At 62.7% G+C, this 5,140-nt stretch carries 4 protein-coding genes; all 4 read right to left on the bottom strand.

What is annotated here, in order from left to right:
• A partial coding sequence (locus HX846_RS04165; protein WP_178965018.1) for an FAD-dependent oxidoreductase occupies positions 1-1,470 on the bottom strand: 1,470 nt, incomplete at its 3' end.
• 26 nt (positions 1,471-1,496) lie between these two features.
• On the bottom strand, positions 1,497-3,617 hold the full coding sequence (locus HX846_RS04160) for a TonB-dependent receptor (protein WP_087694856.1): 2,121 nt from the start codon (positions 3,615-3,617) through the stop codon (positions 1,497-1,499).
• Positions 3,618-3,926: 309 nt separating this feature from the next.
• A complete protein-coding gene (locus tag HX846_RS04155; protein WP_178965017.1) occupies positions 3,927-4,886 on the bottom strand; it encodes a D-isomer specific 2-hydroxyacid dehydrogenase family protein in 960 nt (319 codons plus the stop codon).
• A partial coding sequence (locus HX846_RS04150) for an acyl-CoA dehydrogenase family protein (protein WP_178965016.1) occupies positions 4,883-5,140 on the bottom strand: 258 nt, incomplete at its 5' end. The genes HX846_RS04155 and HX846_RS04150, both read right to left, overlap by 4 nt.

The following is a 5,140-nucleotide window of genomic DNA, read 5'->3' as shown; positions in this document are numbered from 1 at the left end:
GTGGGCGAGGGCGTCGCTGGCCAGGTACGTGCGGCCCTGGGGCTCGTTGAGCAGGCGGTAGGCGCTTTCGCCGACCTCGTCGTTGACGATCCACGGGCCCTTGCTGTAGCTGACTTTCGACCAGTTGATCGCCACCGGTTTTTGCAGCTTGGCGCTGTGGCCGGGGTGCAACAGCTCCACCGCCTGGCGTGAGGAGGCGAACTGTTCGGCCAGGGATTTCTGGCTGAAGGCCTGGGCCGATTCACTGGTGTTGTAGGCCGCCACCAGAATCCCCTGGGCGCTGTTGAGGCGGTCGCTGGGGTACCACAGGCCTTTGACTTCATGGTCGAGGTACGACAGGCCGCCGTAGATGTTGAAGTCGGTTTCCCAGAAGCGCGGCGCCTGCCAGGCCACCTTGTTGGCCTGGTCGCTTTGCGCGGTCTGGATCGCCTGCTTGAAGGGTGCCGTGAAGTTGGTTGGCAGCTTGGCCAGCAGCGGCAGGGGCACGGTGACAATCGCATAGTCGGCACTCAGCACCTGGGTCTTGCCGCTGATACGGTCGCGGTAGGTGATCCGGCTGCCTTGCTCCGAGGTCTGGATATCGCTGACTTCGGCGTTGAAGCGCACCGCATCTTTCAGATGCTCGTAGAAGGCATACGGAATACGGTCCATGCCGCCCACCGGCTGGAACATGGTGGAGGAAAACTCCGGGATTTCATCGAACACCAGCGCGCCCCACAGCTTGGGATTGAGCAGGGTCTGCAGCTCCAGCGGCGCGCGGGTCACGCCGGTCTGGTCGCCGGCGCCGGGCACGCGGGTGTAGCCGGAGCGCACCGAACCCTTGTATTGCAGGTCGCCGTTGAGGTCGCCGTACACCTTGAGGAAACTCAGCAGCGCCTTGCGGTCATCCACGCTCAGGTCCTGGTCCAACGCCTTGCGGCTGACCGTGCGGGCCAGCAGTTCCGAGAGCTGGCCACGGGTGTCGTTGACCGCCTGGCGCAACTGGAACGCCGGCTGTTGCGTATCCGGCCGGGCCAGGGCGTTGCGGCTGCTGTTGACCAGTACTTGCAGCTCCACACCCAGCTCGCGGCAGTAGCCGAGGATCGTCTGGTGGTGGCTGGGAATACGCGCGGGGCCGGCGTTGAAAAACTGCCCGTCATCAAAGTCGACGGTCTGGCTGACGCCGTCGTCGAAATCGACCTTGGTGCCTCGGCGCAGGGTCCAGTTGCGTCCACCCACCCGGTCGCGGGCTTCCAGGATCGTCACGTTGAACCCGGCCTTGCGCAGCTCATAGGCGCTGACCAGCCCGGAGATCCCGGCGCCGACCACCACCACCTGCTTGCCTTTGCCGGTGCTGCCCAATTGCAGCGGGGTAAAGCTCGATGCCACCGCCTGAGGCGTCAGCCCCAGCGCGCCCAATGCGCTGACAGCGGCGGAATAACCGCCCACGGCGGCAATACGGGAAATCAGTTCCCTGCGGGTAAAAGCCATGATTCGCTCCTTGAGATAGCGGTTTGTCAGAGGTCGTAGCGCACGGTCAGCAACAGGGTTCGCGGGTCGTTGACCGAGTAGTAGCGGGCGCCGCTGGAGGGCACGTAGCCCACCGACTGCGGGTAGGCGCGGTCCAGCAGGTTTTTCACCGCCAGGGTGGTGGTCCAGTGGCCGTCGCCGCTGATGTAGCGGGTGTTGGCGTTCCAGAAGGTCTGTTGCGGGATTTCCTGGATGTCGTCGTTCAATGCGTTGGCATAGGACTTGGTCTGGAACTGCGCATCGGTGCCTGCCAGCCAGGTGCCCGGCAGCCCGGCCGGGATGGTGTAGTTCAGGCCAACGCTCGCGTTCCAGCGTGGCGAGAACACCAGTTGCTTGCCGTTGGCATCCACCCCGGCACCGCTGGCGTTCTGGAAGTCGTCGTACTTGCTTTGCAGGTAGCCGACGTTGGCGGTCAGTTGCAGGTCGCGGCTCAGGGCGGTGAGGGTTTCCAGCTCCACGCCGTAGGTGTGGGCACGGCCGACGTTGGTGCGCAGGCTCACCCCCAGCGCCGGGTCATAGGCGTTGGTTTGCAGGTCTTTGTAGTCGTTGTAGAACAGCGCGACGTTGGCCCGCAGGCGCTGGTCGAAGAAGTCGCCCTTGACCCCGGTTTCCCAGGTGGTCACGTCTTCCGGGGAGAACGCCTGTTCGGCGGCGGCCTGGGTGGGGGCGCGGTTGTCGTAGCCACCGGCCTTGAAACCCTTGGCGACGTAGGCGTATTGGTTCAGGTGCGGGGTCCAGGCGTATTCGAAGCCGATCTTCGGGCTGGTGGACTGCCAGGATTTGCTCGACTCGGCGGTGAAGTTGGTGCCGGTGATTTGCCGGTCGGTGTTGATCGCGTAGTTGGTGAAGTCGAAATTCTTGTGCTCGCGGGTAAAGCGCAGGCCGGCGATCAGCGACAGTTGTTGCGTCAGCTTGTAGGTGCCCTGGCCATACAGCGCATAGCTTTCGGTGTTGGTGGTGCTGTATTGGCCCTGGCCGATCACCCGATTGCGGGCGATGGAATAGGTAAGGTTGTCGCGGTCGGCGTCGAACTTCTCGCGGTACAGGTACACCCCGGTGCTGAAGCTGAAATCGTCGTAGTCGCCGTTGAGCTGGAACTCCTGGGTTGCATAGTTCTGCTTGTACAGGATCAGGTTGTTCTGGATCAGCGCGGCTTGCCCTGAGTTGTCGTAGTCCACCGGTTGGTGGAACGCCGAGTAGGCGGTCACCGACTTGAAGTTCAGGTTGTCATTGATCGCGTAAATCGCCCGCAGTACCGAGCTGCCCTGGTCCAGGCGGTTTTTCGGGTCGAGGCTGCTGTAGCTCTTGAATTTGTCGAAATGCCCGTTGGCGTCGAAAGGCGTGTAGCTGGTGGTGTCGCCCCGGTCGAAGGTACCGGCCAGGGTCAGTTGCACATCCCACGGCGAATCCACCGGCTTGTAGCGCAGCTTGCCGCGGTAGGACTGGATGTCGACGTTGTTTACATCCTTGCCCCGGGTGGGGTCGGAGACGGTGCCGTCGCGGCTCAGGCGGATCGCCGAGAAACTGCCGAACAGCGCGTTGTCCACCAGCGGGCCGCTGATCAGCAGGCGTGCGTTCTGCGCATCGTAGTTGCCGGCGCCCAGCTCTACAAAACCACGGGTTTCCTGGGTCGGGTCGCGGGTGATCACGCGGATCGCGCCGGCGCTGCTGTTGCGTCCGTACAGGGTGCCCTGGGGCCCGCGCAGCACTTCGACACGCTCCACATCGTTGAAGTCGAGCATCGACGAAATCGCACGCGGGATGTACAGGTCATCGGCATACACGGCGACGGCGGCTTCCTGGATCGGGTCGGTTTCACCGATACCGCGAATGCCGTAGGTCTGCGCGCTGTAGGAGATCGACTGGCGGCTGAGTGTCAGGTTCGGCACCTGGCCCGAGAGGTCGCGCACGCTGTTGATCTGCTTGTCTTCCAGGGCCTTTTCATCAAACGCGGAAATCGCCAGCGGGGTTTTTTGCAGGTCTTCGCTGCGGTGCTCGGCAGTGACGTTGACCACCGGCAGGGCGGTGTCGTCGGCGTGAACGGCGAGGCCGAACAGGGCGAGGGAGATGGCCAGTGCCAGGCGATTGGGTACGGCGGTAGGACTCATGATGGACCCCTGAGGTGGTTGACGGTTTAGGCAAAATGGGGCCTCCACCTGGTCAGGGGTCGGTACTGGATGTAACAGTATTTGTATAAATGCCGGGCGTAAAAGTCCGATTAGTTATAAGTTAATTATAAAAAACAGGTATGTATTGGTTTGAATGTGATGCGTAAGGTTGATGATATTTTTCAGCCGACAAAAAACAAATGTGGGAGCGGGCTTGCTCGCGAATGCGGTCGCTCAGTCAACATTGATAGTGACTGAAACACCGCATTCGCGAGCAAGCCCGCTCCCACATTTTGATCTCTGTTGGGTTTAGTAACCGCGTTGGGTATCAGCGAGGTTTTCCAGCGGCCGATCGCTCAGATACCTTTCCAGATTGCCCAGGAAACTGTCCGCAATGTCATGCCGGCTATTGGTCGAAATCGCCGCCGTATGCGGCGACACCCTGACCCTCGGATGCCCATACAACGCATGCCCGTCCGGCAATGGCTCGGGCTCGGTCACATCCAGCGACGCCAGCCCGATATGGCCGCTGTCCAGCGCCTCCAGCAGCGCCTCATGATCCACCAATCCTCCCCGGGCAATATTGATCAGGTGCAACCCTGGCTTGGCATTCGCCAGCGCCTCCCGATCGACGATATGCCGTGTGGCCTCGGTCAGCGGCGCTGCCAGCACCAGGTGATCGGAACGAGCAAACAGGTCATGGATATCCCGCGCCGCTTCCACACCCTCCACGTCAAACGGCGTGTTACTTTGGCGTAATGCCACCACCTTGATCCCCAACCCATGAGCCTTCTGCGCCAGGCTGCGGCCAATCGCGCCAAACCCGAGAATCCCCAGGGTGGTGCCCTTGAGCGGGCGCAACGGGGTGAACTGCCATTGGGCATCCTTTACCCAGATATCCGGCAAATGCTTGGCCGCCGCGAAGATTGCCGCGAGGGCGAACTCGGCGAGGTTTTCGGCGGCGCTGCCCCGTGAGGTGCTCACCGGCGGCCCGTTGAACAGCCACCTGGGATAGAAGTCGATGCCCGACGACACCACCTGGATCCACTGCACGCCGTACGGCCAACCCGGTGGCGGTGTGTCCGGCGCGGTGTAGCCGCGCACATTGATCGGCCGGGCCAGCAGGATATTGGCCTGGGCCGGCAAGTCGCTGGGCACACCGGCCGGCACGCTGATCACCTCGGCACCGGGGTGCGTGAGGGCCAGGCGCTGGCGGATGACTTGATTGAAATCTTCGTCCAGCTGGCTGGCGATAATCACCTGGCTCATGGGCGTTCCTTGTGTCGTTGAGCGAAGACGGCCTTGCCGACGCCTTGCAGCACCGCGTCGTTCTGCGGGGTATGCACGCGGCTGCACAGCACGTCGCGGTAATGCCGCTGCAGTGGGCTGTGTCGGGACAGGCCGGGATTGCCGGACGCCTCGATGGCCAACTCGACGGCACGGATCGCGTTGCCGGTCACCAGGTATTTGATCTGTGCGGCGTGGGCTGCCGGGGTGTGCCCGTCGGCGGCGGCGTCCAGCAG

The organism is Pseudomonas sp. K5002 (assembly GCF_013386655.1).
Taxonomy (GTDB): domain Bacteria; phylum Pseudomonadota; class Gammaproteobacteria; order Pseudomonadales; family Pseudomonadaceae; genus Aquipseudomonas.
The sequence above is the reverse complement of the archived record's forward strand: the minus strand, read 5'-3'. Positions and strand labels throughout refer to the sequence as shown.

Bases quoted from the DNA above. Each gene is read 5' to 3' on its own strand.
- HX846_RS04160 (WP_087694856.1), bottom strand. From the start codon at position 3,617: ATGAGTCCTACCGCCGTACCCAATCGCCTGGCACTGGCCATCTCCCTC.
- HX846_RS04155 (WP_178965017.1), bottom strand. From the start codon at position 4,886: ATGAGCCAGGTGATTATCGCCAGCCAGCTGGACGAAGATTTCAATCAA.